Annotated in this window: 22 protein-coding genes, 1 tRNA gene and 1 other RNA gene; 12 read left to right on the forward strand and 12 right to left on the reverse strand. The window is 75.7% G+C overall.

The genetic code is table 11. The features are described from left to right. Positions 1 to 14: 14 nt before the first annotated feature. The gene (locus RM844_RS11645; protein ID WP_311666998.1) at positions 15 to 227 is read right to left on the reverse strand and encodes a hypothetical protein; all 213 of its coding nucleotides are present in this window, start codon (positions 225 to 227) and stop codon (positions 15 to 17) included. A gap of 353 nt (positions 228 to 580) precedes the next feature. Here RM844_RS11645 and RM844_RS11650 point away from each other — a divergent pair, with 353 nt between their 5' ends. After that, entirely contained in the window at positions 581 to 1,252 is a 672-nt protein-coding gene (locus RM844_RS11650; protein ID WP_311666999.1) for an HAD family hydrolase, read from the forward strand. Between the two features lie 46 nt (positions 1,253 to 1,298). On the opposite strand, the gene RM844_RS11655 is transcribed toward RM844_RS11650, so the two are convergent. From RM844_RS11655 to RM844_RS11665, 3 genes are read right to left on the reverse strand one after another with little or no spacing between them, the layout of a single operon-like run. Then, the gene (locus RM844_RS11655; protein WP_311667001.1) at positions 1,299 to 2,063 is read right to left on the reverse strand and encodes a TrmH family RNA methyltransferase; all 765 of its coding nucleotides are present in this window, start codon (positions 2,061 to 2,063) and stop codon (positions 1,299 to 1,301) included. Beyond that, positions 2,060 to 3,433: an HTTM domain-containing protein gene (locus RM844_RS11660; protein WP_311667002.1), complete on the reverse strand. Its 1,374-nt coding sequence runs from the start codon at positions 3,431 to 3,433 to the stop codon at positions 2,060 to 2,062. Before RM844_RS11660 ends, RM844_RS11655 begins: the two co-directional genes overlap by 4 nt. Next, positions 3,430 to 4,257 carry a DUF5819 family protein gene (locus RM844_RS11665; RefSeq protein ID WP_311667003.1) on the reverse strand — a complete coding sequence of 276 codons (828 nt, stop codon included), beginning with the start codon at positions 4,255 to 4,257 and terminating at the stop codon, positions 3,430 to 3,432. The genes RM844_RS11660 and RM844_RS11665 overlap by 4 nt, the downstream gene beginning before the upstream one ends. 177 nt (positions 4,258 to 4,434) lie before the next feature. On the opposite strand from RM844_RS11665, the gene RM844_RS11670 reads away from it, so the two are divergent. Beyond that, the gene (locus tag RM844_RS11670) at positions 4,435 to 5,601 is read left to right on the forward strand and encodes an aminotransferase class I/II-fold pyridoxal phosphate-dependent enzyme (RefSeq protein WP_311667004.1); all 1,167 of its coding nucleotides are present in this window, start codon (positions 4,435 to 4,437) and stop codon (positions 5,599 to 5,601) included. 37 nt (positions 5,602 to 5,638) lie between these two features. Here the strand turns inward: RM844_RS11670 and RM844_RS11675 are convergent, their stop codons facing one another. The 3 genes from RM844_RS11675 to RM844_RS11685 form a co-directional block, all read right to left on the reverse strand. Further along, positions 5,639 to 5,977, reverse strand: coding sequence for a rhodanese-like domain-containing protein (locus RM844_RS11675; RefSeq protein ID WP_311667005.1), 339 nt, complete (start codon positions 5,975 to 5,977; stop codon positions 5,639 to 5,641). Positions 5,978 to 6,014: 37 nt separating this feature from the next. Next, positions 6,015 to 6,848 (reverse strand): J domain-containing protein, encoded by an 834-nt coding sequence (locus RM844_RS11680; protein WP_311667006.1) that lies wholly within the window; start codon positions 6,846 to 6,848, stop codon positions 6,015 to 6,017. An 88-nt stretch (positions 6,849 to 6,936) separates the two neighbouring features. Continuing rightward, positions 6,937 to 7,329: a winged helix-turn-helix transcriptional regulator gene (locus tag RM844_RS11685; protein WP_311667007.1), complete on the reverse strand. Its 393-nt coding sequence runs from the start codon at positions 7,327 to 7,329 to the stop codon at positions 6,937 to 6,939. Positions 7,330 to 7,468: 139 nt separating this feature from the next. On the opposite strand from RM844_RS11685, the gene RM844_RS11690 reads away from it, so the two are divergent. The 4 genes from RM844_RS11690 (at position 7,469) to RM844_RS11705 (ending at position 13,668) form a co-directional block, all read left to right on the forward strand. Next, complete coding sequence (locus RM844_RS11690; protein ID WP_311667008.1) at positions 7,469 to 8,116, forward strand: FMN-dependent NADH-azoreductase; 648 nt, start codon at positions 7,469 to 7,471, stop codon at positions 8,114 to 8,116. Between the two features lie 158 nt (positions 8,117 to 8,274). Beyond that, positions 8,275 to 8,976, forward strand: coding sequence for a TIGR03086 family metal-binding protein (locus tag RM844_RS11695; protein ID WP_311667009.1), 702 nt, complete (start codon positions 8,275 to 8,277; stop codon positions 8,974 to 8,976). A gap of 12 nt (positions 8,977 to 8,988) precedes the next feature. Then, positions 8,989 to 9,471: a hypothetical protein gene (locus RM844_RS11700; RefSeq protein WP_311667010.1), complete on the forward strand. Its 483-nt coding sequence runs from the start codon at positions 8,989 to 8,991 to the stop codon at positions 9,469 to 9,471. Between the two features lie 132 nt (positions 9,472 to 9,603). Then, a complete protein-coding gene (locus RM844_RS11705; protein WP_311667011.1) occupies positions 9,604 to 13,668 on the forward strand; it encodes a CHAT domain-containing protein in 4,065 nt (1,354 codons plus the stop codon). 70 nt (positions 13,669 to 13,738) lie between these two features. Here the strand turns inward: RM844_RS11705 and RM844_RS11710 are convergent, their stop codons facing one another. Together RM844_RS11710 and RM844_RS11715 are read right to left on the reverse strand one after the other, a co-directional pair. Beyond that, positions 13,739 to 14,521 (reverse strand): GntR family transcriptional regulator, encoded by a 783-nt coding sequence (locus RM844_RS11710; protein ID WP_311667012.1) that lies wholly within the window; start codon positions 14,519 to 14,521, stop codon positions 13,739 to 13,741. 205 nt (positions 14,522 to 14,726) lie between these two features. Beyond that, on the reverse strand, positions 14,727 to 17,876 hold the full coding sequence (locus RM844_RS11715; RefSeq protein WP_311667013.1) for an AfsR/SARP family transcriptional regulator: 3,150 nt from the start codon (positions 17,874 to 17,876) through the stop codon (positions 14,727 to 14,729). 203 nt (positions 17,877 to 18,079) lie between these two features. Here RM844_RS11715 and RM844_RS11720 point away from each other — a divergent pair, with 203 nt between their 5' ends. After that, positions 18,080 to 18,601, forward strand: a complete 522-nt coding sequence (locus RM844_RS11720; protein ID WP_311667014.1) for a DUF4303 domain-containing protein — start codon at positions 18,080 to 18,082, stop codon at positions 18,599 to 18,601. 14 nt (positions 18,602 to 18,615) lie between these two features. Here the strand turns inward: RM844_RS11720 and RM844_RS11725 are convergent, their stop codons facing one another. Both RM844_RS11725 and RM844_RS11730 read right to left on the reverse strand, forming a co-directional pair. Then, complete coding sequence (locus RM844_RS11725; RefSeq protein WP_311667015.1) at positions 18,616 to 19,179, reverse strand: hypothetical protein; 564 nt, start codon at positions 19,177 to 19,179, stop codon at positions 18,616 to 18,618. A gap of 98 nt (positions 19,180 to 19,277) precedes the next feature. Continuing rightward, positions 19,278 to 19,362 (reverse strand) — tRNA-Ser (locus RM844_RS11730). 96 nt (positions 19,363 to 19,458) lie between these two features. On the opposite strand from RM844_RS11730, the gene ffs reads away from it, so the two are divergent. The 5 genes from ffs to RM844_RS11755 all read left to right on the forward strand — a co-directional run bounded on the left by ffs (position 19,459) and on the right by RM844_RS11755 (position 23,840). Beyond that, an RNA gene (ffs, locus tag RM844_RS11735) (signal recognition particle sRNA small type) lies at positions 19,459 to 19,555 on the forward strand. A 30-nt stretch (positions 19,556 to 19,585) separates the two neighbouring features. Further along, complete coding sequence (locus RM844_RS11740; RefSeq protein ID WP_311667016.1) at positions 19,586 to 21,736, forward strand: DNA polymerase III subunit gamma and tau; 2,151 nt, start codon at positions 19,586 to 19,588, stop codon at positions 21,734 to 21,736. Between the two features lie 69 nt (positions 21,737 to 21,805). Next, the gene (locus RM844_RS11745) at positions 21,806 to 22,147 is read left to right on the forward strand and encodes a YbaB/EbfC family nucleoid-associated protein (protein WP_311667017.1); all 342 of its coding nucleotides are present in this window, start codon (positions 21,806 to 21,808) and stop codon (positions 22,145 to 22,147) included. A 226-nt stretch (positions 22,148 to 22,373) separates the two neighbouring features. Further along, positions 22,374 to 22,973: a recombination mediator RecR gene (recR, locus tag RM844_RS11750; RefSeq protein WP_311667018.1), complete on the forward strand. Its 600-nt coding sequence runs from the start codon at positions 22,374 to 22,376 to the stop codon at positions 22,971 to 22,973. A 114-nt stretch (positions 22,974 to 23,087) separates the two neighbouring features. Continuing rightward, positions 23,088 to 23,840, forward strand: coding sequence for a DUF5063 domain-containing protein (locus RM844_RS11755; RefSeq protein WP_311667019.1), 753 nt, complete (start codon positions 23,088 to 23,090; stop codon positions 23,838 to 23,840). A 248-nt stretch (positions 23,841 to 24,088) separates the two neighbouring features. Here RM844_RS11755 and RM844_RS11760 read toward each other — a convergent pair whose 3' ends face one another. Next, on the reverse strand, positions 24,089 to 26,221 hold the full coding sequence (locus RM844_RS11760) for a SpoIIE family protein phosphatase (protein ID WP_311667020.1): 2,133 nt from the start codon (positions 26,219 to 26,221) through the stop codon (positions 24,089 to 24,091). Between the last annotated feature and the right edge of the window lie 12 nt (positions 26,222 to 26,233).

A 26,233-nucleotide genomic window follows, 5' to 3' on the forward strand; every position in this document is an offset into this window, starting at 1 on the left:
TGGGGTCACCCGCGTCAGGCCGGGCGCCAGAAGCGCCAGTTCTCGTCCAGCACGTCCGCGTTGCGCTGCTCCCACTCGGTGGCCGCGCGGACCAGCTCGGCCGGGCAGTGCCAGGTGCGGCCCCGGGTCAGCGGCCGCAGCCGCAGCCGAGGGCCGATCCGCCCCGCCACCCGGCCGACCCTGCCGGTCCTGGTGTCCACCACGCAGGCGCCGTCGGTCCAGGCCATCGAAACGCTCCCTCGCTGTCAGTAGCCGTTCCAACACGGTGCACTCGTCGTGCGCTGAGTGTCCTCAGGTACCCACTCTGCGGGCTGCGCAAGGGTGGAAGGCGCGAGGTTCCACCGCATTGCGCAACGTTCGACCCCTTCGGGGGACGGTGCCCGAGTGAGTCGGCGCGGCCGTTCGAACCGCGCGGGGCGGCCGCCGCCCCGCCCCGGGCCGGAACCGGAGCCGGGTCCTGCGGATGGCTGGGCGTAGGATGCCGCATCCCCGCGCGCCGCGTACGGCTTTCGCCGGGAAGCCCCCCGTTTCGGGGACGGCCCCGTTCCGGGCCGGGCCACGGGTCTATACGCTGCCGGCCATGATTCGAGCGGTGCTGTTCGACGTGGGTGAGTGCCTGGTGGACGAGAGTCGGGAGTGGGCCGGTTGGGCCGCCTGGCTCGGCGTCCCCCGGCATACGTTCTCCGCGCAGTTCGGAGCGGCCATCGCTCGGGGCCTGGACTACCGGGAGGCCTTCGAGGTCTTCCGGCCGGGCTTCGACCTGGCCCTGGAGCGGGAGAAACGGACGGCCGCCGGCGAGCCGGAGTGGTTCGGTGAGAACGACCTCTATCCGGACGTGCGGATCACCATCCGGGTGATGCGGCAGGCCGGCATGTGGCTGGGCATCGCCGCCAACCAGAGCCCCGCCACCACCCAGGTGCTGCGCACCCTCTTCTCCGGCTACGCCGGGCTGGTCGCCACCTCGAGCGACCTGGGCGTGGCCAAGCCGGACCCGCGCTTCTTCGAACTGCTGGTGGAGGAGCTGGAGGTGGCGCCCGAGGAGATCCTCTACGTCGGCGACCGGCTGGACCACGACATCCGGCCGGCGGCCGAGGTCGGGCTGCGCACCGCGCTGATCCGACGCGGGCCGTGGGCGATGGTGCAGCGCGACCACCCGGACGCGGAGCGGCTGCCGACCCTGCGGATCGACGGGCTCCGCGAGATCCCGGAACGCGTCGCCGCCTTCAACGAGAGCCTGGCCAGCCGGGCCTGAGCCGGCGCGGCGGGGCCCGCGGCCCGCCACGGCCCGGCGGGCACGGCTACTCCGGTGCCGCGCCCGGGGGTTGGGCGGCCAGCCAGTGGTAGAGGGCCATCGCCACGCTGGTCGCCAGGTTGTAGCTGGAGACCGCGGGGCGCATCGGCAGGGCCACCAGCGCGTCGGCCTGGGCGCGCAACGCGTCGGTGAGGCCGGCGCGTTCGGAGCCGAAGGCGAGCAACGAGCCGGGCGGCAGGCTCAGTCCGCGCAGGTCGTCGCCCGCCGGGTCGAGCGCGAACAGCGGCCCGGCCGGCAGCTCCGGCACGGTGACCCGCCCCACCGGCAGCGCGTAGTGCAGCCCGGCCGAGGCGCGCAGCACCGCCGGGTGCCAGGGGTCCACCGTGCCGGTGGTGAGCACCCCGGCCGCGCCGACGCCGGCGGCCAGCCGCACCACGGCGCCCACGTTGCCCAGTTGCCGTGGCTCGTCCAACACCACCAGCGGCGCGGGGCGTTCGGCGGCCGGCGGCAGCCCGGCCGGCCTGGCCGGGGCCGGCACCGCCAGCGCCGCGACGCCGGTCGGGTGCGGCCGGCCGACCAGGCCGCGCAGCGCCTGCGGGGTGACCTCGACGAGCGAGCCGGCCAGCCGGTCCACCAGGTCGGGGGCCAGCCGCTCGGCCAACTCCAGGGCGGTGGCCCGGCTGGCGGCCAGCGCCAGCGGCACCTCGGCGCCGAACCGCAGCGCGTGCTTCAGCGCGTGGAACCCGTCCAGCAGCACGTGCCGCTCGGCGAGTAGCCGCCACCGCTCGGCGGCCGGCGCCGGCTCCGTCACGGCCGCTCGGCCCCGGCCGGCGGGGCCGGCTCGGCCGCCTGCCGCGCCTCCCGCTGGGCCTCGTGCTGGGCCGGCTCGGTCGCCGCCCCCACCGGCTGAGCCGCCTGGCTCGCCGGCCGGCGCCGCCCGGCGAGCCGGGTCAGCGGGGCCGTCGCCCAGCTGACCCGGCCGCCGAGCCAGAGCAGGAAGGCGGTGGGCAGGAAGACCGCGTCCATCGCGATCATCGCCAGCGAGAAAAACGGCAGTCCCAACAGCAGGGCGATGCCCAGGTGTTCGCCGACCAGGATGACCAACAGCACGTTCTTGGCCCGCCGGTTGAGCAGCGCGAACGGGAACACCACCTGCGCGAACACCGTGCCGTAGGAGAGCGCCAGCACCAGTAGCCCGCTGCCGGCGATCAACTCGCTCAGCTCCGGCCAGGCGTTGAAGTAGTCCAGGTTGAGCGGGTAGAAGACCGCGGTGCCGTCCTGCCAGCGCGAGCCCTGGATCTTGTACCAGCCGGCGGTGGCGTAGATGATGCAGACCTCGAACATGATCACCAACAGGGCCGCGTTGTGGACCAGGTTGCCGATCATCTCGGAGACGATCCGCGGCTCGCCGTTCGCGTACCGGCGGATGAGCCACCAGAAGGCGTGCACCAGCCACATGCCGCCGAAGAACAGCGACCAGACCAGGCTGTCCAGGCTGCCGGTGACGATCGCCAGCAGCAGCGCGGCGCCCAGCACCGCCCAGATCGCGACGCCCACCGGGTCGCGCGTCGCCGGCACCCCGGCCGCGGCCCGCCGCGCGCGGCGCCTGGCGTCCAGCGACCAGACCTGCCCGCAGCGGGTCAGCACCAGGTACATCGCCATCAGGTGGATCACGTTGTCGCCGCCGTCGCCCATGAAGACGCTGCGGTTCTGCACCGCGAGCACGCCGATCATGAACAGCATCGAGCTGGCCCGGGTGCGCCAGCCGACGAGCAGCGCCACACAGGCGAGGATCGCCAGGTGGTAGACGAACTCGAACCAGAGCGCCGAGTCGGACCACAGCAGCGGGGTGAACGCGCCGGTGTCCTCGACGAACCGGCTGGCCAGGTCGTAGCTCCAGGGGCTGTCCGGGCCGTAGAGCAGCCCCCGGTTGGGCCACTCGCGCACCAGGTACAGCAGCATCGTGAAGGCGAAGCCGATCCGCACGATGGCCGTCTGGTACGGGCCGAGCGCCCGCCGGGTGATGTTGTTGACGCCGCGCAGCAGCGCCGCGTCGAAGCCGCGGCCGAGGCCGGCGAACGGCGACGGCGGGTAGCCGGCCGACGCCGACTCCCGCGGCTCGGGCCGCGACTCGGCCGGCGGCCGTTCGTCGGGCGCGGAACGGGGGGTGGGGACGCTCACGGCCTGGCCTCGTTCCCCGCCGACTCGGCGTTCTCCTCGCTACCGGCCCCGCCGCCGCCCTCGGCGCTTTCCTGCGTCGCGCCGCGCCGCGGGGGCGCGTCGTGCGGCAGGTCGTCGGAGGTCACCGTCCACCAGTCCAGCTCCTGGTAGGTGGGGTCGGTGTCGTACTCCTCGGCGCGCCAGTCGGGCGCCGGGACGCGGGTGTGCGACGCCCGCAGCTGGATGCGCTCCACGGTGCCCAGGTCCAGCCGGTCACCGAGCCGCTCCAGCGCGATCCGGTGCAGGTAGCTCGCGGAGACCTCGCCGCGCAGCCCCACCGGCTCCCCCTCCTCGTTGTGGGACTTGTCGTAGAAGTCCCAACCGCGGCGCAGCATGTTCTGGTTGGAGTGGCTGGGCAGCAGGTTGTACCGGATCTGGTCGACCTCCCAGGCGGTGAGGTCGATCCACTCGGTGACGGTGCCGCTCTGGCCGACGCCCTCGCGTATCTCGGCGCGGACGTGCACCGCCGTGTTGCGCTGGAGCGGGTTGGGCGCGAACAGCTTCCAGTTCTGCTCGAACTCGGGGTACATGTACCCCCGCACGGTGTCCCAGTTCTCCTCGCGGACCGTGTTGGACGGCGCGACGAAGAGGAACACCATCGCCAGGTGCCAGCAGAGGTAGCCGGCGAGCCCCACCCCGGCCACCCCGAGCACCGCCCGGGCCGGCAGCGACAGCGCGCCCAGCCGGACGGACTCGAGCGAGCCCTCCGGTGGTGGACCTTCGTCGCTTCTCTGCGCGCCGCCGGCCTCGTCAGCTGACCCGGCGGCGGTGTCGGATGGCAGCATCTCGACCCGCTCCCCCAACGCTGCCAATGGCAGCGACCACTCAACCCGCTATGACCCCAGCACCGTATCCCGTCCCGCCCGGCTCGCGGCACCGGACCGACGCAACGCCCCCCGGCGCCGGCGCGCGCCCCCGGCGCGCGGCCGCAACCGCCCGGCGCGGTCCCTATCGTGGGACCCATGCCTCGCGCCAACGAGACCTCGATCTTCACCGAGATGACCGAACTGGCCCACCGCACCGGCGCGGTCAACCTCGGTCAGGGCGTGCCCGACCTGGCCGCGCCACCCCAACTGCTGGCCGACGTCGCGGACGCCGTGCTGGCCGGCCGGAACCAGTACCCGCCGGCGGCCGGCCACCCGGCGCTGCGCGCCGCCGTCGCCGAGCACCAGCGCACCCACTACGGCCTCGCGCTCGACCCGGCCACCGAGGTGCTGGTGACGACCGGCGCGACCGAGGCGCTGGCCGCGGCCTGCCTCGCGCTGACCGGTCCGGGCGACGAGATCCTCGCCTTCGACCCGTGCTACGACGCCTACCCGGCGGACGCCGGGCTCAGCGGCGCCAGCCTGGTGGCCGTGCCGCTGGCGGTGGCCGGCGACGGCTTCGCGCTGGACCTCGACGCGCTGCGCGCGGCGCTCACCCCGCGCAGCCGGCTGCTGCTGCTCAACTCCCCGCACAACCCGACCGGCAAGGTCTTCATGCCGGACGAGCTGGCCGCCATCGCCGAGCTGTGCGTGGCACACGGGCTGACCGTGGTCACCGACGAGGTCTACGAGCACCTGGTCTACGACGGCGCCCGGCACCTGCCCATCGCCACCCTGCCGGGGATGCGGGAGCGCACCCTCACCATCTCGTCGGCGGGCAAGACCTTCAGCGTGACCGGCTGGAAGGTCGGCTGGGTCTCCGGACCGGCCGAGCTGGTCGCCGCCGTCGCCTCGGTCAAGCAGTGGCTCACCTACGCGTCGGGCGCCCCGTACCAGGAGGCGATCGCCCGCGCCCTGGGCACGGTGGACGCCTGGGCCGCTGAGCTGCGGGCCACCCTCACCGCCGGCCGCGACCTGCTGGCCGCCGGCCTCGGCGCGGCCGGGCTGACGCCCTACCGCGCGGACGCCGGCTACTTCCTCCAGGCCGACGTCCGCCCGTGGGGCTTCGGGGACGGGCTCCGGCTGTGCCGCCAACTGCCCGAGCTGGCCGGCGTGGTGGCGATCCCGACCAGCGCGTTCCAGCGGGGCGCGGACGCGGCGCCCTGGCTGGTGCGGTTCTCCTTCTGCCGCCGGCACGAGGTGCTCGCGGAGGCCGCCGACCGGCTGGCCGCGCTCGCCGACGCCCCGGGGCGGGGGCCCGCCTAGGCCCCGTCGTTGGGATCTTCGCCGGGCCGCGCCCGGCTCAGAGCACCGTCGGGGGCGCGTCCTGGTCGCTGACCAGCGGGCGGCCGACGGCCTCCCAGGCGTGCATCCCGCCGTCCACGTTGAGCGCGGCCACGCCCTGCTGCGCCAGGAAGGCCGTGACCTGCGCCGACCGGCCGCCGGCCTTGCAGATCACATGGACCGGGCCGTCGCTGGCCAACGCGCGGATCTCCGCGACCCGCTCGACGACCTGCCCCATCGGGATGTGCACCGCGCCCGCCGCGTGCCCGGCGGCCCACTCCGCCGGCTCCCGCACGTCCAGCAGCGCGGCGTTCTCCGGAACCTCACCCGCGTCGACCGCGGGAACCCCAAAACTCATGGGTCCAACCCTGCCACACGCCACCGACAGCGCCCGGTCACTCCTGGGCGGCGGAGAGCCGGGCCAACTCGGCCTCCTTGGTGGCGATCTGCCGGCGCAGCCCATCGGCTACCTCGTCCAGCAGCCGGTCCGGGTCGTCCTCGGCCATCCGCAGCATCGAGCCGATGGCGCTGTCCTCCAGCGCGGCGGCCGCGTCGGCCAGCAGCTCCTTCCGGGAGGCCAGCCACTCCAGCCGGGCGTACAGCTCGTCGCCGGCCGGGACCGCCGGCTCGGGTCGCTGATCGCCGCCGGTCTCCCACTCCTCGGTCAGCTCGCGCAGCGCCTCCTCGTCCCCCCGGGCGTACGCCTGGTTGACCCGGGAGAGAAAGGCGTCCCGGCGTTCCCGTTCCGTCGGGTCGGTCACCAGGTCGGGGTGGCAGCGGCGGGCCAGTTCGCGGTAGAGCTTGCGGGCCTCCTCACCGGGGCGGACCCGGGGCGGCGGCTGGACGGACTGGTCCGTCAGCATCGCGTACCCCTCGGGGGTGAAGCCCTCGCCGTCCAGCCAGCCGTGGAACAGCTCCGAGACCAGCGGCATCGGCGTCACCGCCGCCCTGGCCTCGCGGGCCCGGCGCTCGTCCTCGGGGTCCTTGGTGCGGGCGGCGATCGCCTCGGCGATGCCGGCGTCCAGCTCCTCGATCCGGGCGTAGAGCGGGCCGAGGCGCTGCTCGTGCAGCCGGGAGAAGTTCTCCACCTCGATCCGGTAGGTCTCCACCGCGATCTCGAACTCGATCAGCGCGTCCTCGGCCGCCCGCACGGCCCGGGCGAGTCGTTCCGTGCCCGCGTCCTCGGGCCCGGCTCCGGTCGTCGTCTCGTCCCTCGCCTCGTCACTCACCGGCTCAGCCTATGCCGTCGCCGGGAACCCCGACGCGCACCGCCCCCCGGGGCCGGCGGACCCCGGCGGGGCCGCCGCTGGCCGGCGGTCAGCCGTCGGCCAGCCCGGGGCACTGGCCGGGGCCGGCCAGGTGGGTCTCCGCCCAGCGGGTCAGCTCGGCGAGGGCCGGCCGCAGCGCCAGCCCGGCGTCGGTGAGCGCGTAGCTGACCCGCAGCGGCGGCCCCTCGTGCACCTCCCGGCGGACCAGGCCCGCCTCGACCAGCTCGCTGAGCCGCTCGGAGAGCATCCGCTCGCTGATGCCGGGAACGGCCCGCCGCAGCTCGGCGAAGTGGCCGGGGCCGGCCATCAGGGAGGCCAGCAGCAGGCCGGTCCAGCGCTTGCCGAGCACCCCGAAGACGTGGTGTACGGCGTCGCTCGGGTTGCGACAGCCACCTTCGGCGGCGCCGTCACCACCCCGTCCCTGATCCCTGGCAGCCCTCATGGTGCCAGCGTACTTGCGTCTCACCGGAAGAGAGCTACTGTAGAAAAGTAAGCAGCTTCGCTAGCCGAAGCTGCCGCTTTTTGTACACCTACTTACTCGAATGACGCCGCTTGTCCTTCCCGCCCAGGAGGCACCGCCCATGGCCACGCTGCTGCACCTCGACTCCTCGCTGAACGGCGACAACTCGGTCTCCCGCGAGGTGACCAGGACCTTCCGGGAGTCCTGGGAGGCCCAGCACCCGGAAGGCACGGTGATCTACCGCGACCTGACCGTCGACCCGCTGCCGCACCTCGACGCCGCCGGGCACTACGCGCCCACCGTGCCGGCCGAGCAGCGGACCGCCGAGCAGCGGGCGGCGCTGGCCGTGCGCGAGGAGCTGATCGCCGAGTTCGAGTCGGCCGACGCCGTGGTGATCGGCGCCCCGCTCTACAACTGGGGCGTGCCCACCCCGCTGTTGACCTACCTGCACCAGATCGTGCTGATCGGCCGCACCGCCGGCGAGACGTCGAGCGTCTCCGGCAAGCCGGTCACCGTGGTCACCAGCCACGGCGGCTCCTACGCGCCCGGCACCCCGCGCGCGGGGCAGGACTTCAGCACCCCCTACCTGAGGCAGTTGCTGGGCACCGCGCTCCAGACCGACGTGCGGTTCATCCTCGCCGAGCTGACCCTGGCCCGGGTGGTACCCGCGATGGCCGAGCTGGTCGACCAGGCCGACGCCTCCCGCGCCCAGGCGCACGAGGCGGCGCGCGACCTGGGCAAGGAACTGGCCACCCAACTCGCGGCCTGACCCGACGCGAGGCGGCGCACCCGGAGGCGGCGCACCCGGGCGCTCGGCGGGGTGGCGGGGGGGCCGCGGAGCGGCAGGGCCGGGGGCGACGGGGCGGGGGGCGGCGGGCTCGGCGGGCGGCGGCGATGAGTTCGGGCCGGCCGCCGGGTCCACCCGGTATGACACCAACCATCGATCCGACCGAATCCCCCGACTCCCCCGGCGCCGACGCGCCCCGGCCGTCCTCGTCGTCCCCGTCGTCCCCGTCGCCCGAGCCGGCCCAGCCCGACCTCGGCCCGGTCACCCGGCGGGTGGCGGAGCTGCTGCCCGGGGTCGCCGACGGGCACCTCGACGGCCCGACGCCCTGCCCCGGCATGCCGGTGCGTGACCTGCTCGGCCACCTGCTCGGCCTCACGCTCGCCTTCCGGGCCGCCGCCCGCAAGGAGTTCGGGCCGCTCACCGACACCGACCCCAACTCCCCGGACGCCCCGCCCCCGTCCCTCGACGGCGACTGGCGCGGCCGGCTCGCCGACCAGCTCGCCGAGTTGGCCACCGCCTGGCAGGACCCGGCCGCCTGGCGGGGGCAGACCAGGGCCGGCGGGATCGACCTGCCGGGTGAGGTAGCCGGCGCGGTGGCGCTCAACGAAGTACTGGTGCACGGCTGGGACCTGGCCCGTGCCACCGGGCAGCCCTACGACGTGGACCCGGCCGCCGCCGAGGTCGCCACCGCGCTGCTCGCCGCCGACGCGGACGACCCCGAGGCCCGGCAGGGCGACCCGTTCGGGCCGGCTCTGCCGGTGCCGGCGGGGGCGACGCCGTTGACCCGGGTCATCGCGCTGGCCGGCCGTTCCCCGTCCTGGACGCCGCGCGACGGGGCGTGATCGACTGCTCCCATGGAGGCGTTGGCGGCGAGCGCGATAGCGGTACTCGGCACCCTGCTGGGGGCCACGGTGAACCACCTCTTCCAGTGGCGGAACACCGAACGGGCCCAACTCCTGGCCCGCCAGGAGCGGTTGCGGGCCGAGCGGCTGGACGCGCTCGCCGGCTACGCCAGCTCCCTGACCGACTACCGCAGGGCGCTCATCCACCGCTGGTGCTGTCTCCACGACGAGCGGCCGCCCGGCGACCCCACCGAGGCGCGGATGGCGAGCTACGAGCGGTTGAACGAGGCGCGGCACGCGCTCTTCCGCTGCCAACTGCTCTTCCATGACTGCCCCAAGCTGATCGCGCGGGCCCAGGAGGTGATGGCGCGGGTGGCCGAGATCCACGACGCTGGGGACGACCCGGAACGGCTGGACGAACTGCGGCACAGCACCCGGGAGTTGATCGACGGTCTCGTCGGCCACGCGGCCCGGGAGCTGACCGAGGCGTCCTGACCGCGCCGGCCCCGGGTGGGCCGGCCCGCCCCGGGCCCGCCGACGGGCCGTCCTTCCGCGCTACGGTGGACCGGTCCGGGGGGCGCGGCGGTCGGCGACCGACGGCGCGGTACCCGCGGGAACGGAGCCAGGATGACGGCCGACGCGGGGGGAGCCGGGGAACCAGCGGCCGTGGCCGCGCTGTTGGCACGGCTGGCCAGGCACGCGGCGGGCGACCGGTCCGCGGTGCTCGGGGCGGCCGCCGAGGCAGAGTTGCGGCAGGTCACGGAGCACGGCGAGCGGCACGGCTACCCGCCGCGTTCGCTGGTGACGCTGGGCCGCGTCCGACTGACGAGGTTCCGGGAGACCGGGGAGCCGGCCGAGTACCGGGCGGCGGCGCTGGCCTACGAGCCGCTGTGGCTGGGGCGGTTGGTCGAAGACCCCGAGCCGGGCCCGGCCGGCGCGGCTCCGGAGGAGATCGCCGGCCGCGCCACCCGGCGCGGCGGCGCGCTGCTGAGCCACTTCCTGGCGACCCGCGATCCGGAGCAACTGCTGCCGGCGCGGGCGGTGTTCGACCGGGCACTGACCGAGCTGCCAACGACCCACCGGCTGAGTCCTGTTGTGGATTCCGGCCGGGCGCACGTGTTTCTGACGGCCTATCAGTATCTGCGGTGGCGCGACGCGCTGCCGGTGGGCCTGCGCGCGGTGCGCGGGATGTTGTCGCTGCCGTCCGGCCAACTGCCGGCCTCGCTCGGGCACCAGCTGTTGGACCTGCACCAACAGGACGGCGCACAACAGCCGTTCGAGCTGGGCGTCGAGGCCCTTGTCCACAGCCTGGGGACAACGCCGCCACCCCCGACGGCCGAGCGGCTGGCGACCCTGGTCCGGCTCACCGGGGCGCTGCTCCGCCAGCTGGGCCGGACGGGTGATACGGCGCGCACCAGTCACACCGCGGACCGGGTCGCGGAGCTGCTGAGCCGGGCCAGGCCGGTCCAGCCGGCGCACCGGGCCGAGTTCGAGGAGCTGCTCCGCCACGCCGGGGACGGCGAGGGGGCCGCCCGCACCCTGCGGATCGGCCTGCTCCGGGCCCTGACCCACCCGCCCGCCGCGCCACAACTGCGCCAGCTGGGCCGCGAGTTGCGCGCCCGGCACGCCGAGACCGGCGATGCGGCGGCGCTGGCCGAGGCGATCGGCGTGCTGCGCGCCGCGGTGGACGCCGAGCCGACCGCTGCCGGATGGGCCGCGCTGGCCAACGCCCTGTCCACCGCCGCCGCAGCGGGGCTGCCGGCCGGCGACCCCGGGGAGGCCGTCGAGGCCGCCGAGCGGGCCCTGGCCCTGGCCCCGGAGGCCCCGGAGGCGCTCTCCGCGCTGGCCAACGCGCTGACCCGACACCCGGAGCGGCGCAGCGACCCGGCCGCCGTCACCCGGGCCGTCGAGCTGCACGCCCGCGCGACCGAGCTGCTGCCCGACGGGCACCCGGCCGCCGTCCACAGCCTGTTGAACACCGCCCGCGCCCGCGCCTGGCTCGGCCGGCTGGACCGCACGACCGAGCCGCTGGACCGGGCCGTCGCCGAACTCCGCGCCGCCAGGACCGCACTCCCCGCCGATCACCCGCATCGCGGCGCCGTGGACCTGGAGTTGGCCGCCCTGCTGCTGGACCGCGACGAACTGGACCCGAGCGAGGCCGCGTTGACCGAGGCGCTCGGCCTGCTGCGCGGTCTGCCAGCACCCCGGGCCCCGGCGGCCGGACCGCTGCTGCTGCGCGCGCTGCGGCTGCGCCACCAGCGGCGGGGCGCGGACTCCCCGGAGTCGCTCGACGAGGCGCTGGCGTTGGCGCTGCCGGCCGGCCCGCCGGCCCCGGACGCCGTCGGCGCCGCCGACCCCGACTGGACCGCCGAGCTGGCCGCTCTCTACCAACTGCGTCCGGAGCCAGTGCTGTTGGCGGAGCTGGTGCCGCTGGCCCGGCGGGACGCCGAGGCCGCCGGCCCCGGCGCCCCCAGGCACGCGCCCGCGCGGCTGCTGCTCGGGCGGGCCCTGGTCTGGCGGTACGAGGCCCACCTGGACCCAGCCGCGCTGACCGAGGGCGCCGCCCTGCTGACCGGGCTCGCCAACGGGGACGGCGACCCGGCCGTCGCCCGGGCCGCGCTGGCCCCGGCCACCCACGCCAGGCGGCTGGCCGCCGCCCGGCTGGCCCCGGCGGCCCGGGCCGCCCTGGCCACCGGCTCCGACCTCTTCGCCGAGCTGGTCACGACGCACCTGCGGGAACTGGACGAGGTGGTGCGGCTCGGCCGGGCCGCCGTGGCCACGCACCCCGAGCCGGGCCGGGAGCGGGGGGAGGCGCGCGTCGACCTGGCCCTCGCCCTGCTGGCCAGGGCCGAGTTCGGCGAGCCGGACCCGGACCTGGCTGAGGCCGTCGCGCTGCTCCGGTCGGCGATCGACGACCCGGCCAACGCGGCCACGCCCCAAGCCGGTTGGCTGGTCAACCTGTCGGTGGCGCTGCGTCTTCGGTACGCCGGGACCGGCAACCAGGCGCTGCTGGCCGAGTCGCTGGTCCGGGCCGACGAGGCCCTGGCCGGCACCCGCCCCGGCCAGCCGGAGCGGCTGCGGGCGGCCGCCGCCCGGGCCGCCGCGCTGGCCGACCGGTACCGGGCCCTGGGCGACCCGGCGGACGGCGCGGCGGCCCAGGCCGGGCTGCAGGCCGCGGCCGACACGGCCGGGGCGTCGCTCCCCGACCGGCTCTCCGCCGCCGGCGACGCGGCCCGTGTCGCCGTCGAGCGCGGCGACTTCGAGGCGGCCACCGGCGCCTACGAGACGGCCGTCGCGCTCCTGCCCGAGCTGGTCGGCGGCTGGCTGGCCGGCGACCCGGCCGGGCGGCGCGCCGCGGCGGCGGAGGCCGCGCTCGGCGCCTACCCGCCGCTGGCGGCCGAGGGCGCCAGCTGTGCGCTGCGTCTGGGCCAACCCGACCGCGCCCTACGGTTGTTGGAGCGTGGCCGTGGGGTGCTGCTGGGGCAGGCGCTGACCACCCGTAGGGAGCTGGCCGGGCTGCGTGCCGGGCACCCGGCGCTGGCGGTCGAACTGGCCGACCTGGCCGCCGATTCGGCCGCCGAGCGGCCGGGCGCCGCGACCCGGCTGGCCGAGCTGCTGACCCGGATCAGGGCCCGCCCCGGCCTCGCCGGCTTCCTCGCCCCGGCCGGCCCCGACCCGGCCAGGTTGGCCCTCCCGGGGCCGACCGTGGTCGTCAACCTCAGCCGACTCGGGGCGCACGCCCTGCTGTTGGCCGACGGCCGGCGGGAGGTACTGCCGCTGCCCCGGCTCGACCCGCGGGACGCGGTGCGCCGCTGTGTCGACTTCCTGACCGCGGCGGCCACCGTCGGCGACCAGGCGCGCACCGCCGAGCAGCGCCGGGCGGCCGGCGAGGTGGTGCGTGCCACCCTCGGCTGGCTGTGGACGACCGTCGCCGAACCGGTGCTCACCGCCCTGGAGTTGCCGCGCACCGACCGGCCGCCCCGGCTCTGGTGGTGCCCCACGGGTCCGCTCACCGGGCTGCCGTTCCACGCGGCGGGCGACGGCCGGGACGCCGTGCCGGACCACGTCGTCTCCTCCTACACCGCCACCCTGGCCGCACTGGGCCCGGCCGAGCCGCCGCCTCCGAAGACGCCGCCGCCCGCCGCCGGCCGACTGCTGGTGGTGGACGCCGCGCACGCCACCGACGAGGTGCGGGCGCTGACCGCGCTGTTCCCCACCGCGACCGTGCTCGCCGGGCCGGCCGCCACCCGGGCGGCGGTGCGCGCCGCCCTGCCCGACCACGACCGGGTGCACTTCGCCTGCCACGCCACCGTGGACCCGGTGCGGCGGCTGACCGGCCGGCTGGTGCTGGCCGACGGCACCCTCGCGCCGCACGACCTGGCCGAACTCGAACTCCCCCGGGCGGAGTTGGCCGTACTGGCGGCCTGTGCCTCGGCGGCGGGCTCGCTGGACCTCCAGGACGAGGCCCAACACCTCGCCACCGCCTGCCAACTCGCCGGCTACCGGCAGGTGATCGCCACGCTCTGGCCCATCACCACCCCCCAGGCCGCCGTCTTCGCCCGCCTCCTGCACACCCACCTCGACCGGGGCGCCCCGCCGGCGTTGGCGCTGCACCGCACCGCCGGGACCATCCGCCGCCACTACCCCGACCGCCCCTGGCTCTGGTCCCCCTACCTGCACCTGGGCCGCTGACCCGGCACCTCAGGCCCGGTCCGCCAGATCCCCCAGATCCGCCCGATCCGCCACCGAGGACTCGACGGGCTCACCACGGGTCCAGCCGGGTCACGAAACGGAGCCGGGTGCGGTCGGCCGGGAGGGTGATCCGGGACAGCTCGACGGTGCTGCCGTCGGTGGCCACCGAGCGCTGGCTGAGCCGGATCACCGGTGCCCCGGGCGACACCCCGAGCGCCTCGGCCTCGGCGCCCAACGCCGGCCCCACCTCGGTGACCTCCTCCTCGATGCGCGCCAACTCGATGCCGACCGTGCGCAGTTGGTGGTGTGTGCCGCCGGGCCACGGCTCCCTCGTCTCGTCCAGCAGCGCCGGATTGCCCGCCACCCTGGCCCGCACCAGAAAGGAGCTGGTGAGGTTGAACGGCGCCGACTCACGCCCGTAGCGGGTCCGGTACACCCGCTCCACCAGCGCCGTTCCCTCCGGGACGCCGAACGCCTCGGCCAGCGCCCGGTCGGCCACCGCCTCGTGGTAGCTGGCGCTGAAGACCAGGTCGTCCATGGTCAGCCCGGTGTCCCGCTCGGTCACCCCGGTGCCGGCCCGGACCTGGTGGCTCTGCCGGGCGCGGTCCTTCTCCCACTGGTGGCGCTCGTTGGAGCGCAGCACCCGGCGGCGCGGCGAGCGGGCCACGAACCGGCCGTCCGGCCGCCGTTCGACCAGCCCCTCGGCGGCCAGCGCGGCCAGCGCCAGCCGCCCGGCCGCCCCGTCCCCGCCGGCCAGCTCGTGCTCCGGGGGCAGCGGCTGGCCGGCCGCCCAGTCGCCGGCCCGGAGCCGCTCCCGCAGCTCCTCGGCGATCTCCCGATCGGTCATCGACATCGCGCTCCGCCTCCCGCGTCCGCCACCGGTCCACCAGCCACCGGCCCAGGCACCGGCGACCCCGGGCAACGTATCCAGCTTTCGACCGCTTCGCCCGCTTCCCCGAGGGCGTGCCGTGTCCCGCCGGCACCCGCGGAACGCGGCGGAACGGGACGCGGCGGGACGGGACGGGACGGGGCCGGCCGGCCGGTCGGTCGGCGCCAACTCAGCGACCGGCCGGAACGCCCCGGTCCAGGTCGTCGAGGCGGCCCCGGATCTCGGCGGCCGCCGGATCGCCGAGCGCCTCGTAGTGTTCGAGTGCCGACCGCCAGTGCCCGCCGGCATCCTCGAAGTCTCCGTTACCGACCAGGAGTTCGGCGAGCGCCGCGTGCGTCCTGGCCAACGCCCGGCGGTCGTCGGCCTCGGTGGCCACCGCCAGCGCCTCCCGGCACCGGCGCACCGCCGCCGCCGGCCGGCCGGCGGCGGCCTGGGTCGCGGCCAGCTCGTTGAGCGACTCCACCAGCGTGTGCCGGGCGCCGATCGCCCGGGCCAGCGCCAGCGCGTCCTCGTGGCAGCCCAGCGCCCGCGCGTGCCGGCCGGCGCGCCGCGCGACCACACCCAGCACCCGGAGGCAGTCCAGCTCCACGGCCCGGAAGCCGTTCTCCCTGGCCGCGGCCAGACCGCGCCGGGCGTGGTCGCCGGCCTCGGCGTCCCGGTCCATCAGCAGGCAGAGGTCGGCCAGCCCGGCGAGCGCGTTGGACACGCTGGTCTGGTCACCGTCCTCCTCGCAGCGGGCCAGGACGATCCGCAGCTGGCCCACCGCCTCCTCGTACCGCCCGAGTTCCCTGAGGCAGCGGGCGAGGTTCACCAGGGGCGCGCGGCGCAGCGGCCAGGGCACCGAGGGGTCGGCCAGCCGGAGCGCCTGCTCGAACTCCCGCACCGCCGCGGCGAACTCGCCCCGACGGCCGTAGGCGATGCCCAGGTTGTTGTGCGCGGCGGACTGCCAGTCCGGGCTGCCGGCCCGCTGGTAGGCGGCCAGCGCCGCGCCCAGGTGGGCCAGTGCCTCCTCGCCGTCCCGGCCCATCTGGTCCAGGGTCTTGCCCAGGTGGTTCCTGGCGTGCGCCTCGGCGAGCGGGTCGCCGAGGGCACGCGCCGCGGCCAACTCCCGGCTGTACAGCTGGATCGCCTCGTCCGGGTAGCCGGCTATGTAGAGGTGCCGCCAGAGGGTCTCCGCGATGTCGACGGTGAACCGCGGCGCCCCGTCCCTGGTGAGGTCGAGCAGGTTGGTCCGCTCGGCGTCCAGCCAGCGCCGGGCCTGGTCGTTCGAGGTGAACCGGGGCGCGGCGCCGGTCCAGACCGGCGGCGTGGGGCGGCGGAACGCCTCGTGCGGTACCACCACGTCCATCGCCGCGGCGGCGGTGGCCAGGTAGTAGTCCCGCAACCGGCCAAGCGCGGCGGTGCGTTCGTCCTCGCCGGCCACCTCCGACCCGCCCGTGGTGCCGGCCCCGACCTCGCCGCCAGCCGCTACCCCGTCCCCGAACTCGTCCCCGAACCCGACCCCGAACTCGACCCCGAACTCGACCCCGGATCCCGGCGCTCGGCCGAGGTGCCGTCCAGCCCCGCCCGCCAGCTCGGCGGCGTAGGCCCGCAGCAGGTCGTGCAGTTGGTACCGGCCACCGTGCGGCCGCTCCACCAGGTGGCTACGCGTCAGCTCAGCCAGCGCGGCCCGCGCGGCGGCCAGATCGAGACCGGCCAGGGCGGCGGCCGCGTGGCAGTCCAGATCCGGCCCTGGGTGCAGCCCGAGCAGCCGGAACAGCCGTGCCGCGGGCGACCCGAGCCGCCGGTAGGACCAGGAGAACACCGCCCGCATCGCGGTGTACGGATCGTCCAGGTCCAGTACGTGCAGGGCCTCCTGACGCCCCGCCAGCTCCGTGGCCAGCGCCTCGATCGACTGCCCCGGCCGGGAGCTGACCAGGTCGGCGGCGATGCGCAGGGCGAGCGGCAGCCGGGCGCAGCGTTCCACCAGCGCGGCCACCGCCGCCGGCTCGGCCGCCCCGCGCTCGCCGAGCAGCCGGCCCAGCAGCGCCCTGGCGTCCGCGGCCGGCAGCCGGTCCAGGCTGATCCGGTGCGCGCCCTCCCGCACCACCAGGCCGGACAGCGTGTCCCGGCTGGTGATCACCGTGGCGCAGGTCGGACTGCCCGGCAGCAGCGGCCGCACCTGCGCCACGCTGTTGGCGTTGTCCAACACCACCAGCATCCGGCGGCGGTCCACCAACGTCCGGAACCTGGCCGCCCGTTCGGCCAGGTCGGTCGGGATCGCCGGCCCCGCCAGGCCCAACGCCCGCAGGAACCCGGCCAGCGCGTCGGCCGGGGCCAGCGGCTGGTCGGGGCCGTAGCCGCGCAGGTCGACATAGAGCTGGCCGTCGGGGAACCGGTCCCGCACCCGGTGCGCCCAGTGCACGGCCAGCGCCGTCTTGCCCACCCCCGCGGTGCCGGCCAACGCGGAGATCAACAGCGGCGCCGAGCCCGACACCAGAGCGTGCAACTCGGCCAGTTCGGCCTCCCGGCCGGCGAACCCGACCACGCCGGCCGGTAGTTGTGCCGGCGCCGCCGACCGGCCAGGGACGGGGCGCGGACCGGGCGCCCGCAGCGGGCCACCGGCCAGGATCAGCCGCTCCAACTCCCGCAGCTCGGGGCCCGGTTCCAGGCCCAGCTCCTCAGCCACCTGGCGCCGCGCCCGCCGGTAGGCGGCCAACGCCTCCTCGCGGCGTCCCGCCTGGTAGAGGGCCGTCATCAACAGCGCCTGCGGACCCTCCCGCAGCGGGTGGGCGCGGGCCAGCTCGTCCAGCTCGGGGATCACCGACTCGCCGGCGCCGTCCGCCAACTCCGCCTGGTAGAGCGCCTCCCGCGCGACCAACCGGCGCTCGGCGAGCCGCCGCGCCCAGTCGTCCAACTCGGGCGTGGCCAGTGAGCTGAACGGATCACCACGCCACAGGTCGAGCGCGGAACGCAGCAGGGCGGCGGCCCGCCGGGGATCAGTGGTGGCCAGCACCGTGGCCTCGTCGACCAGCGACTCGAACCGTTCGGCGTCCAGCTCCGCCGGCCGCACCACCAGCCGGTAACCGCTCTGCTCCCAGCGGAGCCGGTCGGGCTCGCCCAACACGGACCGCAGCCGGTGCACATGAAGGTGCAGCTTCTGGACTGCCCGGGGGTCGGAGTGCTCGCCCCACAGCGCGTCCACCAGAAAGTCGACGGACACCGACCGGTTGGCCCGGGACAGCAACACCCCCAGCAGCGTGCCCCGCAGCCGGCCGGTCACCACCTGCGCCCGGCCGTCCCGCCGGACCTCCAGCGGGCCCAGCACCACGAACTCCATCAGCGTTCCCCGTTCCCCCGGTTACTCCCCGCCCGCCGCCCCCGTCGCGGCGCGCGCTCCCCCGCGGACGACCAGGCCGGCACACGGCGCCGGGCAGCGGCCCGTCGTGGGCGGGGACCCCCGAGGATGCCAGGTGGAGCCCGCTCCAGCACAGCCGCCGGGCACCCGCCGGTGCCCGGCGCCGACTCGGCTAAGGTCCCGGCATGAGCTTCGACTGGGTCGGTCTGAAGAGCGAGATCACCCGGCAGGTCGTGGACTTCGTACGCGCCACCCGCGCCGCGCACCCGGACGAGCGCCTGTACGCCGCCGCCCTCCACGCGTTCTACGCCGAGACGGGCGGCCAGATACTCTCCCCCCTCGTCGGCGTCGCCAGCGAGGAGTGGCTCGCCCAAGCCGCCCGAACCCCGGCCGACGCGGCCGACCTGCGCTGGAGCGCGGCCGACTGGCCCCGGCAACTCGACCCGACCGCCACCGGCACCGCCTGGGTCGCCCCCGTGGCGGCCCACGCGTGCGCCGCCCACGGCGCGCACTGGGACGAGGTGCACGACCGCTACCTCCACCACACCTCCCGCGCCTGCGTCCGAGCCCGCGCCGCCCTCGTCACCGCCGGCGACGTCCCCGCGGACTTCCTCGTCATCCCCCTCGACGAGGAGTTCGCCCTCCTCCCCACCACCCTCACCCCGACCGAACTGGCCCACCACTTCCCGTTCCTGCTGGACGCCTGAGGGCGGGCTCGGCATCAGGAGCGTGGTGCGTGCCGCTGGCGCTCGAAGCGCGCCAACAGCGCACGATGACGCGCCCGCGCCCACCCCACCAGGCGGCCGGTCAACAGCGTGCCGCCCAGCAGGGCCACCCCCAGCACGGCCAACAGGGCGCCGGGCCAGCCGGTCTGCCGCGTCGACCACGCCAGGAACAGGGCCAACACCCCGCCGACCACCAGCACGACGACCAGCCGCGTCCGCCCCTCGTACGCCAGCCGATGCAGGGCCAGCCGGGCCTCGCCGGCCCTGACCGGATGCACCGTCCCCGGCACGTCATGCAGGTGTGGCGGCCAACACCCCGCCCACCAGACCCCGGTCGCCCGATAGGACCGCCACGTCCAGGCGGCCCGCCGCCGCGCCGCCTCGCTGTCGTCCCGCCGGAACACCAACCGGTAGGGCACCTGCTGGCTGGTGGTCCTGACCTCGTCCACCACATAGCCGAACTCGTAACCGATCGCGACGACGTTCCCCAGCTCAAGCCGCACCGGGAACTCCACCCGAGGCGAGCCGTCGAACCGCCCGACGATCTCCCACTCCCGCACCGCCGACCCTCCCTCGTGGTCCCCACACCCCCGCACAACGACGTAGCCCCCGACCGCTGAACGGTCGGGGGCTACGTGACAGCCCGGTGAAGGCTGGGCGGAGGATACGAGATTCGAACTCGTGAGGGTGTGAACCCAACACGCTTTCCAAGCGTGCGCCCTAGGCCTCTAGGCGAATCCTCCGCCGGACACGATACAAGACCGGGGAGTGTGGTCGCGAACCGTGCCCCGGTTGGGCCGGGGGTGTGAGGGGAGCGGGCGGCATCCGGTAGGGTTGGCGGTAGCCCCTCACGCGGCGCTATCTCGTTGAACTCCCCCAGGGCCGGAAGGCAGCAAGGGTAGGCGAGCTCTGGTGGGTGCGTGAGGGGCCCTCGCGTTGTCAGTGGGGGCCTATATCGTCGGTGTTGTGTCCTCCCTCGCGCTGTACCGCCGCTACCGACCCGAGACCTTCGCCGAGGTCATCGGGCAGGAGCATGTCACCGACCCGTTGCAGCAGGCCCTGCGGAACAACCGGGTCAACCACGCGTATCTGTTCAGCGGGCCGCGAGGCTGTGGCAAGACCACCAGCGCGCGCATCCTCGCCCGCTGTCTCAACTGTGAGCAGGGCCCCACGCCCACCCCGTGCGGCACCTGCCAGTCCTGCCGTGACCTGGCCAGGAACGGCCCCGGCTCGATCGATGTGATCGAGATCGACGCGGCCTCGCACGGCGGCGTGGACGACGCCAGGGACCTGCGGGAGAAGGCCTTCTTCGGGCCGGCCGCGAGCCGGTACAAGATCTACATCATCGACGAGGCGCACATGGTCACCTCGGCGGGCTTCAACGCCCTGCTGAAGGTGGTGGAGGAGCCTCCCGAGCACCTGAAGTTCATCTTCGCGACCACGGAGCCGGAGAAGGTCATCGGCACCATCAGGTCGCGGACCCACCACTATCCGTTCCGGCTGGTGCCCCCCGGCACTCTTCGGGAGTACCTGGCCGAGGTCTGCGCCAGCGAGAGCATCCCGGTCGCGGAGCCGGTGCTGCCGCTGGTGGTGCGGGCCGGCGCCGGCTCGGTGCGGGACTCGATGTCGGTGATGGACCAGCTCCTGGCCGGCGCGACCGAGGCCGGCGTCACCTACGAGATGGCCACCGCGCTGCTGGGCTACACGGACGGCGCCCTGCTGGACAGCGTGGTCGACGCCTTCGCCGCGGGGGACGGCTCGGCCGCCTTCGGGGTGGTGGACCGGGTGATCGAGGGCGGTCACGACCCGCGCCGCTTCGTGATGGACCTGCTGGAGCGGCTGCGTGACCTGCTGATCCTGGCGGCGGTCCCGGACGCGGCGGAGAAGGGCCTGATCGACGCCCCCGTCGACGTGCTGGACCGGATGCGGGAGCAGGCGACCCGGATGGGCGCGGCCGAGCTGAGCCGGGCCGCCGACCTGGTCAACACCGGGCTGACGGAGATGCGCGGCGCCACCTCGCCCCGCCTGCAGCTCGAACTGATCTGCGCGCGGGTGCTGCTGCCCGCCGCCTACGGGGACGAGCGCTCCCTGCAGAGCCGGCTGGAGCGGCTGGAGCGGGGCGTGGTGCTGGCGGGCCCCGGCGTCCAGCCGCAGCCACAGGCCCAGCCACAGACTCAGCCCCAGCCGCAGTCCCCGCCACCGGCCCAGGCCCCACCGCAACCGCCCGCCCCGGCTCCGGCTCCGGCTCCGGGACAGCCGCAGCACCAGAGGCCGGCCGCGGCTCCCGGCGCCGGCCAGCCGGCCGCGCCACCCCAGGCCGCCCAACCCCCGGCCGCGCCGGCCCAGCCCCCGGCGGCGCCGCCCGCCGCGCCCCCCGGGGCCTGGCCCACCGGCGCCGCGCCGGCCGCCGCCCCCCGCCCCGGCGCCTGGCCGGGCGCGGCCACGCCGCCCGCCGCCGCCCCGGCCCCGGCGGCGGCGCCCGCGCCCGCCCCCGCGGCGCCCCCGGCGGCCCGGCCGCCGGTCGGCGCCCCGGCCGGCGGCGACCCGGCCCAGGTCCGCCAGCTGTGGCCGGACATCCTGGACGCGGTCAAGCAGCGCCGCCGCTACAGCTGGATTCTGCTCAGCCAGAACGCCCAGGTCGTCGGCTTCGACAGCGCCAGCAGCACGCTCCGGCTCGGCTTCGCCTCCGCCGGCGCCAAGGACAACTTCGTCAACAGCGGCAGCGAGGACGTGCTGCGCCAGGCGCTCAACGACCGGATGGGCGTCTCCTGGCGGATCGAGGCCGTGGTGGACCAGGGCGGCGGCGGGGGCGGCGGCGGTCTCCGTCCCGGCGGCCCTGGTCCGGCCGCGCCGCCCGCCGCCCCGCCGGCCCCGCCCCGGCCCGCGGCCGCCGCGCCGCAGGCGTCCGCCGCCCCGCCGGCGCCGGCGCCCGCCGCGGCTCCGCCGCCGCAGCCGCCGGTGGCCGAGGCGCCCTCGCCGCCCCGCCCCCGGGTGGCCGCCGAGGACGACATGCCGGCCGAGGACGACGCGGACCTCGACGAGACGGCGCTCAGCGGTTACGAGTTGATCGTCCGCGAGCTGGGAGCGACGGTTCTGGAGGAGATTCACCACGAGTGAGACCGATGCGGGTGGAGCCCGTACGCTCAGGGGTACGCATTTGTTGTCGATAGCCCAGGAGTGAAGCCCGTGTTCCCTGGTGGCGGTGGGGTCGATATGCAGCAGTTGCTGCAGCAGGCCCAGAAGATGCAGCAGGATCTCGCCACGGCGCAGCAGGAGCTGGCCGAGACCCCGGTCGAGGGCAGCGCGGGCGGTGGTCTGGTCAAGGCCACGGTCACCGGTTCCGGTGAGCTGACCGCGCTGGTGATCTCCCCCGCCGCCGTGGACCCCGAGGACACCGAGACCCTGGCCGACCTGGTGATCGCCGCCGTTCGCGACGCCAACAACGCGGCGCAGGAGTTGGCCAAGACGAAGCTCGGCCCGCTCGCCCAGGGGCTGGGCGGCGGCGGCTTCCCCGGGCTGCCGCTCTGAGCAGGCCGGCTGTTGCCATGGCGACGGTGCGGCAGGCCCGTCGGACCCCGGGGGCGGCCTGGCCCGCGGCGGTCCGGCCCCCGGCCGGGGTTCGGTCGACGGTGGCCCGCCCCCCGGCGGGGGTTCGGTCCGTGGTGGCGGCTCCCCCGGTGGGAGCGGCCACCGACCCGGCGGTCACGTGGGGTGACCGCGTGGACGGCGCAGGTGGAAGTGGAAGAGGCATCCCGTGTACGAGGGCGTAGTCCAGGAACTCATCGACGAGCTGGGGCGGCTGCCGGGCGTCGGCCCGAAGAGCGCCCAGCGGATCGCCTTCCACATCCTCCAGTCCGAGCCGGCCGACGTGCGCCGGCTCGCGCACGCCCTCACCGAGGTCAAGGAGCGGGTCAGGTTCTGCACGCTGTGCGGCAACGTCGCGCAGGAGGAGCGGTGCCGGGTCTGCGCTGACCCGCGCCGGGACCCCACGGTGCTCTGCGTGGTCGAGGAGCCCAAGGACGTGGTGGCCATCGAGCGGACCCGGGAGTTCCGGGGCCGCTACCACGTGTTGGGGGGCGCGATCAGCCCGATCGACGGGGTGGGCCCGGACGACCTGCGGATCAGGGAGCTGCTGGCCCGGCTCGCCGACGGCTCCGTCACGGAGTTGATCCTGGCCACCGACCCCAACCTGGAGGGGGAGGCGACGGCGACCTACCTGGCGCGGATGGTAAGCCCCCTGGGCCTTCGGGTCACCCGGCTAGCCAGCGGCCTGCCGGTGGGGGGAGACTTGGAGTATGCCGACGAGGTCACCCTGGGCCGCGCCTTCGAGGGCAGGCGGCTGCTTGATGTGTAGCGCGTCGCGGTGCGACGCGGTGCGGTGTGACGCCGGGACGGCGGCGGTGTCGGCGGCAGCCGGCCCGGCCGCCGCCCGGGCAGACGTAGCGACCGTTGGGGAGGCGACCGCCTGATGTCCGATGCGACGACGGAGCCGGAGATCGATCAGACGCCCATGGACCAGATCGAACAGGCCGGCCTGTTGGCGCGGGGGGCCGGCGCGGCGCGTACGGACGGGCTGGCCGGCGCCGCCGGGCCGGACAGCTTCTCGGTGCAGGTCGCGGACCAGATCGAGAGCTTCGTGGTCGCGGTGGCCGAGGTGGCCAAGGGCGACGACCCGGACAGCGCGGTGCCCTACCTGCTGTTGCAGGTCTCGCAACTGCTGCTGGCGGGCGGCCGGTTGGGCGCGCACGAGGACATCGTGCCGGACGAGCGGTACGAGCCGGACACCGGTCCCGACCCGGACATGGACTCGCTGCGCGAGGGGCTGGCCGTGCTGCTGTCCCCGGTGGACGTGTACTCCGAGGTCTTCGACCCGTATGTGCCGCACGCCACCCCGGTCGCGGCGCGGATATCGGACGATCTGGCGAACATCGTCAGCGACCTGCGGCACGGCATGGCCCACTACCGGGAGGGCCGGGTCAGCGAGGCGCTGTGGTGGTGGCAGTTCTCGTACCTGACCAACTGGGGTCCGACCGCCAGCGCGGCGCTGCGCGCCCTCCAGTCGCTGGTGGCGCACGTGCGGTTGAACACCCCGCTGGCCGACCTGCACGGGCTGGACACCGACAGCGCGGCGGAGGACGGCGATCTGGAGCGGCAGGCCGGCCGGGTGATGGCGGCCGAGATCGGCGCGCCCCTGGGGCTCACCACCCGCGACGCGCGCTGAGCGTCGGCGCTCCGGGCGGCGCGCGCCGCCCGCACACCCGCCGGGCACGGCACCCGGGCGCCACCGCGCCGAGCAGCGCAGCGGCCGCGCGGTGCTGGCCGGCGCGGCGGCCAGCATCGCGACGACCCCGCTGTCGCCCCCCGTCGCCACCGCGCTGAGCGGCACCGACCGGCGCGCGTCCGGCGGACGCGCCCCACAGCAGCCCGGCCACGCCCCGCCGGGCGAAACCGCGGCCCGCGCCCCGCGGCTCAGTCCAGGACCCGCAGCATGAGCAGCGCGATGTCGTCGTTCCTGGTCTCCGCGTGGTGGGTGCTGTGCAGCAGGGAGTCGGCGAGCTGGTCCGTCCCTTCGTCGCCGGCGTGCACCAGGTGCCCGGCCAGCCGCAGCGCCGAGTCCTCCAGGTCCTCGCCCGGCGTCTCGATCAGCCCGTCGGTGTACATCACGAGCATCGCGCCGGGCGGCAGCTGGACCTCGGTCTCCGGGTACTCGGCCGCCGGGTCGATGCCCAGCAGCAGGCCGGGCGGCACCGGCAGCAGGTCGGCGCGCCCGTCGGGGTGGCGCAGCAGCGGCGGCGGGTGGCCGGCGCTGGCCAGCCGCAGCCGGTGGGTCGAGCGGTCGTAGAGCGCGTAGAGGCAGCTGGTGAAGAGGCCGGGGTCGAGATCGGTGAGCAGCCGGTTGGTCCGGCGGAGCACCTCGCCCGGCGCGGCGCCTGCCCCCGCGTTGGCGTGCACGGCGGTACGCACCTGCCCCATCAGCGCGGCCGCCGTCACGTTGTGCCCCTGGACGTCGCCGATGGCGGCCACGGTGCGGTGCTCGTCGAGCGGGATCAGGTCGTAGAAGTCGCCGCCGATCTCGATGCCCTCGGTGGCCGGGAGGTAGCGGGCGGCCACCGAGAGCCCGGGCAGTTCGGGGAGCCGGTGCGGCAGCAGCCCGGCCTGGAGGCTGAGCACCAGCTGGTGCTTGGCGTCGTAGAGCCGGGCCCGGTCCAGGGCCTGGGAGACCAGGCTGGCCAGCGAGACCAGGAGTGCGCGTTCCTCGGCCGAGAACGGATGTTCCCGGTTGTAGGCGATCACGAAGCAGCCCACCGAGCGACCGGATGTGATCAGGGGCAGGAAGCCCCAGGCGTGGAAGCCGGCCGAGGGGCGCACCCCCGGGTGGGCGCGGAGCAGTTCCGCGCGCGAGCGGTAGAACGCGGGGGACCGGTTGACCAGGGACTTGGCGGCGGGTGACGGCGGCGGGTGGAGGGGCGCGTTGTTGTACAGCTCGACCACGTCCGGCTCGAAGCCCCGGTACCCGACCGATCGCAGTCGGTCGCCTTCTGCCACGAAGATGATCATCCCCTGGGCGTCGAAGGCCGGGAGCAGCTGCTGCATGACCGTTTCCACCACATCGTGGACACCGACCGCCTGGGTCAGGGCCGCGCCGAGCTGGAGCAGTTGGTAGAGCGCGCCGCCCTCGGCGGGAGCGGTGGGCAGCGCGCGCTCCTCGGAGGCGGCGCCCGACGTCGGCTCACGCGCCGGGCTGATCCGGATGCCGAGCCCGCGCGGCCCCGGGTAGATCCGGAAGGTGAGCCACTCGCGGGACGGCTTGGCCATGGAGAACGAGAGCGGCTCACGGCTGAAGATCGCCGTCCGGTAGCGGTCCTCGATCAGCGGATCGCCCAGCCAGGGGACGGCCTCGTGTGGCAGCCGGCCGATCAGCGCCTCGACCTCGGTACCAAGCAGCTCGGCGGCCCGGCCGTTGGCGTAGGCGACCTCGCCGGTGAGGTTCACCGCGCACCAGCCGTCGGGCAGCCCCTCCAGCAGGTCGGACGCGGCCAGCGTCTCCTCGGGACCGGGCGTGCGGCCCCTGGGCTGGAGCAGTACCCGGGGCCGCTCGGGCGGCGCCTGGGGCTCGCCGGCCTCCTCGGCCAGCCGCAACACCTCGGCCAGGCGGCGGCAGACCCGCTGTAGTTCGGCCACCTCAAGCTCGGTGGGACCGGGCGGATGGGACGCGGCCCACAGCAGGGTCGCCACGCCCCGGCAGCCGTCCGGCCCGTCGCGCGGGTCCTGGATCGGCGCCGCGCCGAGCGCGAACGCGTAGGGCATGGCCATGGCGGCCTGCTTCTCGTCGGGGGTCACCCGGTCCTGCCCCTGCACGTCGCGCCAGATCAGCCGCCCCTGGCGGGCCGCCTCGGCCATCGGGAGCGGCGCGTCGAGCCGGACCCGGTTCCACTGCCAGGCGAGGCCGGGCGGCACGCCGCTGATCACGGCCAGTCGCAGGAATCGGGAGCCGGGCCCCCGCAGGTAGACCAGCCCACCGTAGGCGCCGGTCCTGGCCAGGGCCTCCGTCAGCGGTGCGTCCAGCGAGGCGAGTCCGGTCCCGCGCCGAGAAACACCCATAAACACACGATA

Origin of the sequence: Streptomyces chisholmiae (assembly GCF_031845445.1) — a bacterium.
In the GTDB taxonomy this organism is placed as follows: Bacteria; Actinomycetota; Actinomycetes; order Streptomycetales; family Streptomycetaceae; genus Streptomyces; species Streptomyces chisholmiae.

Excerpts from the sequence above, each read along its gene's own strand:
- RM844_RS11690 (WP_311667008.1), top strand. The coding sequence starts at position 7,469 with ATGGCCACGCTGCTGCACCTCGACTCCTCGCTGAACGGCGACAACTCG.
- RM844_RS11710 (WP_311667012.1), bottom strand. The coding sequence starts at position 14,521 with ATGTCGATGACCGATCGGGAGATCGCCGAGGAGCTGCGGGAGCGGCTC.
- RM844_RS11675 (WP_311667005.1), bottom strand. The coding sequence starts at position 5,977 with ATGAGTTTTGGGGTTCCCGCGGTCGACGCGGGTGAGGTTCCGGAGAAC.
- RM844_RS11700 (WP_311667010.1), top strand. The coding sequence starts at position 8,989 with ATGGAGGCGTTGGCGGCGAGCGCGATAGCGGTACTCGGCACCCTGCTG.
- RM844_RS11720 (WP_311667014.1), top strand. The coding sequence starts at position 18,080 with ATGAGCTTCGACTGGGTCGGTCTGAAGAGCGAGATCACCCGGCAGGTC.
- RM844_RS11695 (WP_311667009.1), top strand. The coding sequence starts at position 8,275 with ATGACACCAACCATCGATCCGACCGAATCCCCCGACTCCCCCGGCGCC.
- RM844_RS11705 (WP_311667011.1), top strand. The coding sequence starts at position 9,604 with ATGACGGCCGACGCGGGGGGAGCCGGGGAACCAGCGGCCGTGGCCGCG.
- RM844_RS11685 (WP_311667007.1), bottom strand. The coding sequence starts at position 7,329 with ATGAGGGCTGCCAGGGATCAGGGACGGGGTGGTGACGGCGCCGCCGAA.
- RM844_RS11645 (WP_311666998.1), bottom strand. The coding sequence starts at position 227 with ATGGCCTGGACCGACGGCGCCTGCGTGGTGGACACCAGGACCGGCAGG.
- RM844_RS11715 (WP_311667013.1), bottom strand. The coding sequence starts at position 17,876 with ATGGAGTTCGTGGTGCTGGGCCCGCTGGAGGTCCGGCGGGACGGCCGG.
- RM844_RS11670 (WP_311667004.1), top strand. The coding sequence starts at position 4,435 with ATGCCTCGCGCCAACGAGACCTCGATCTTCACCGAGATGACCGAACTG.
- RM844_RS11650 (WP_311666999.1), top strand. The coding sequence starts at position 581 with ATGATTCGAGCGGTGCTGTTCGACGTGGGTGAGTGCCTGGTGGACGAG.
- RM844_RS11755 (WP_311667019.1), top strand. The coding sequence starts at position 23,088 with ATGTCCGATGCGACGACGGAGCCGGAGATCGATCAGACGCCCATGGAC.
- RM844_RS11665 (WP_311667003.1), bottom strand. The coding sequence starts at position 4,257 with ATGCTGCCATCCGACACCGCCGCCGGGTCAGCTGACGAGGCCGGCGGC.
- RM844_RS11760 (WP_311667020.1), bottom strand. The coding sequence starts at position 26,221 with ATGGGTGTTTCTCGGCGCGGGACCGGACTCGCCTCGCTGGACGCACCG.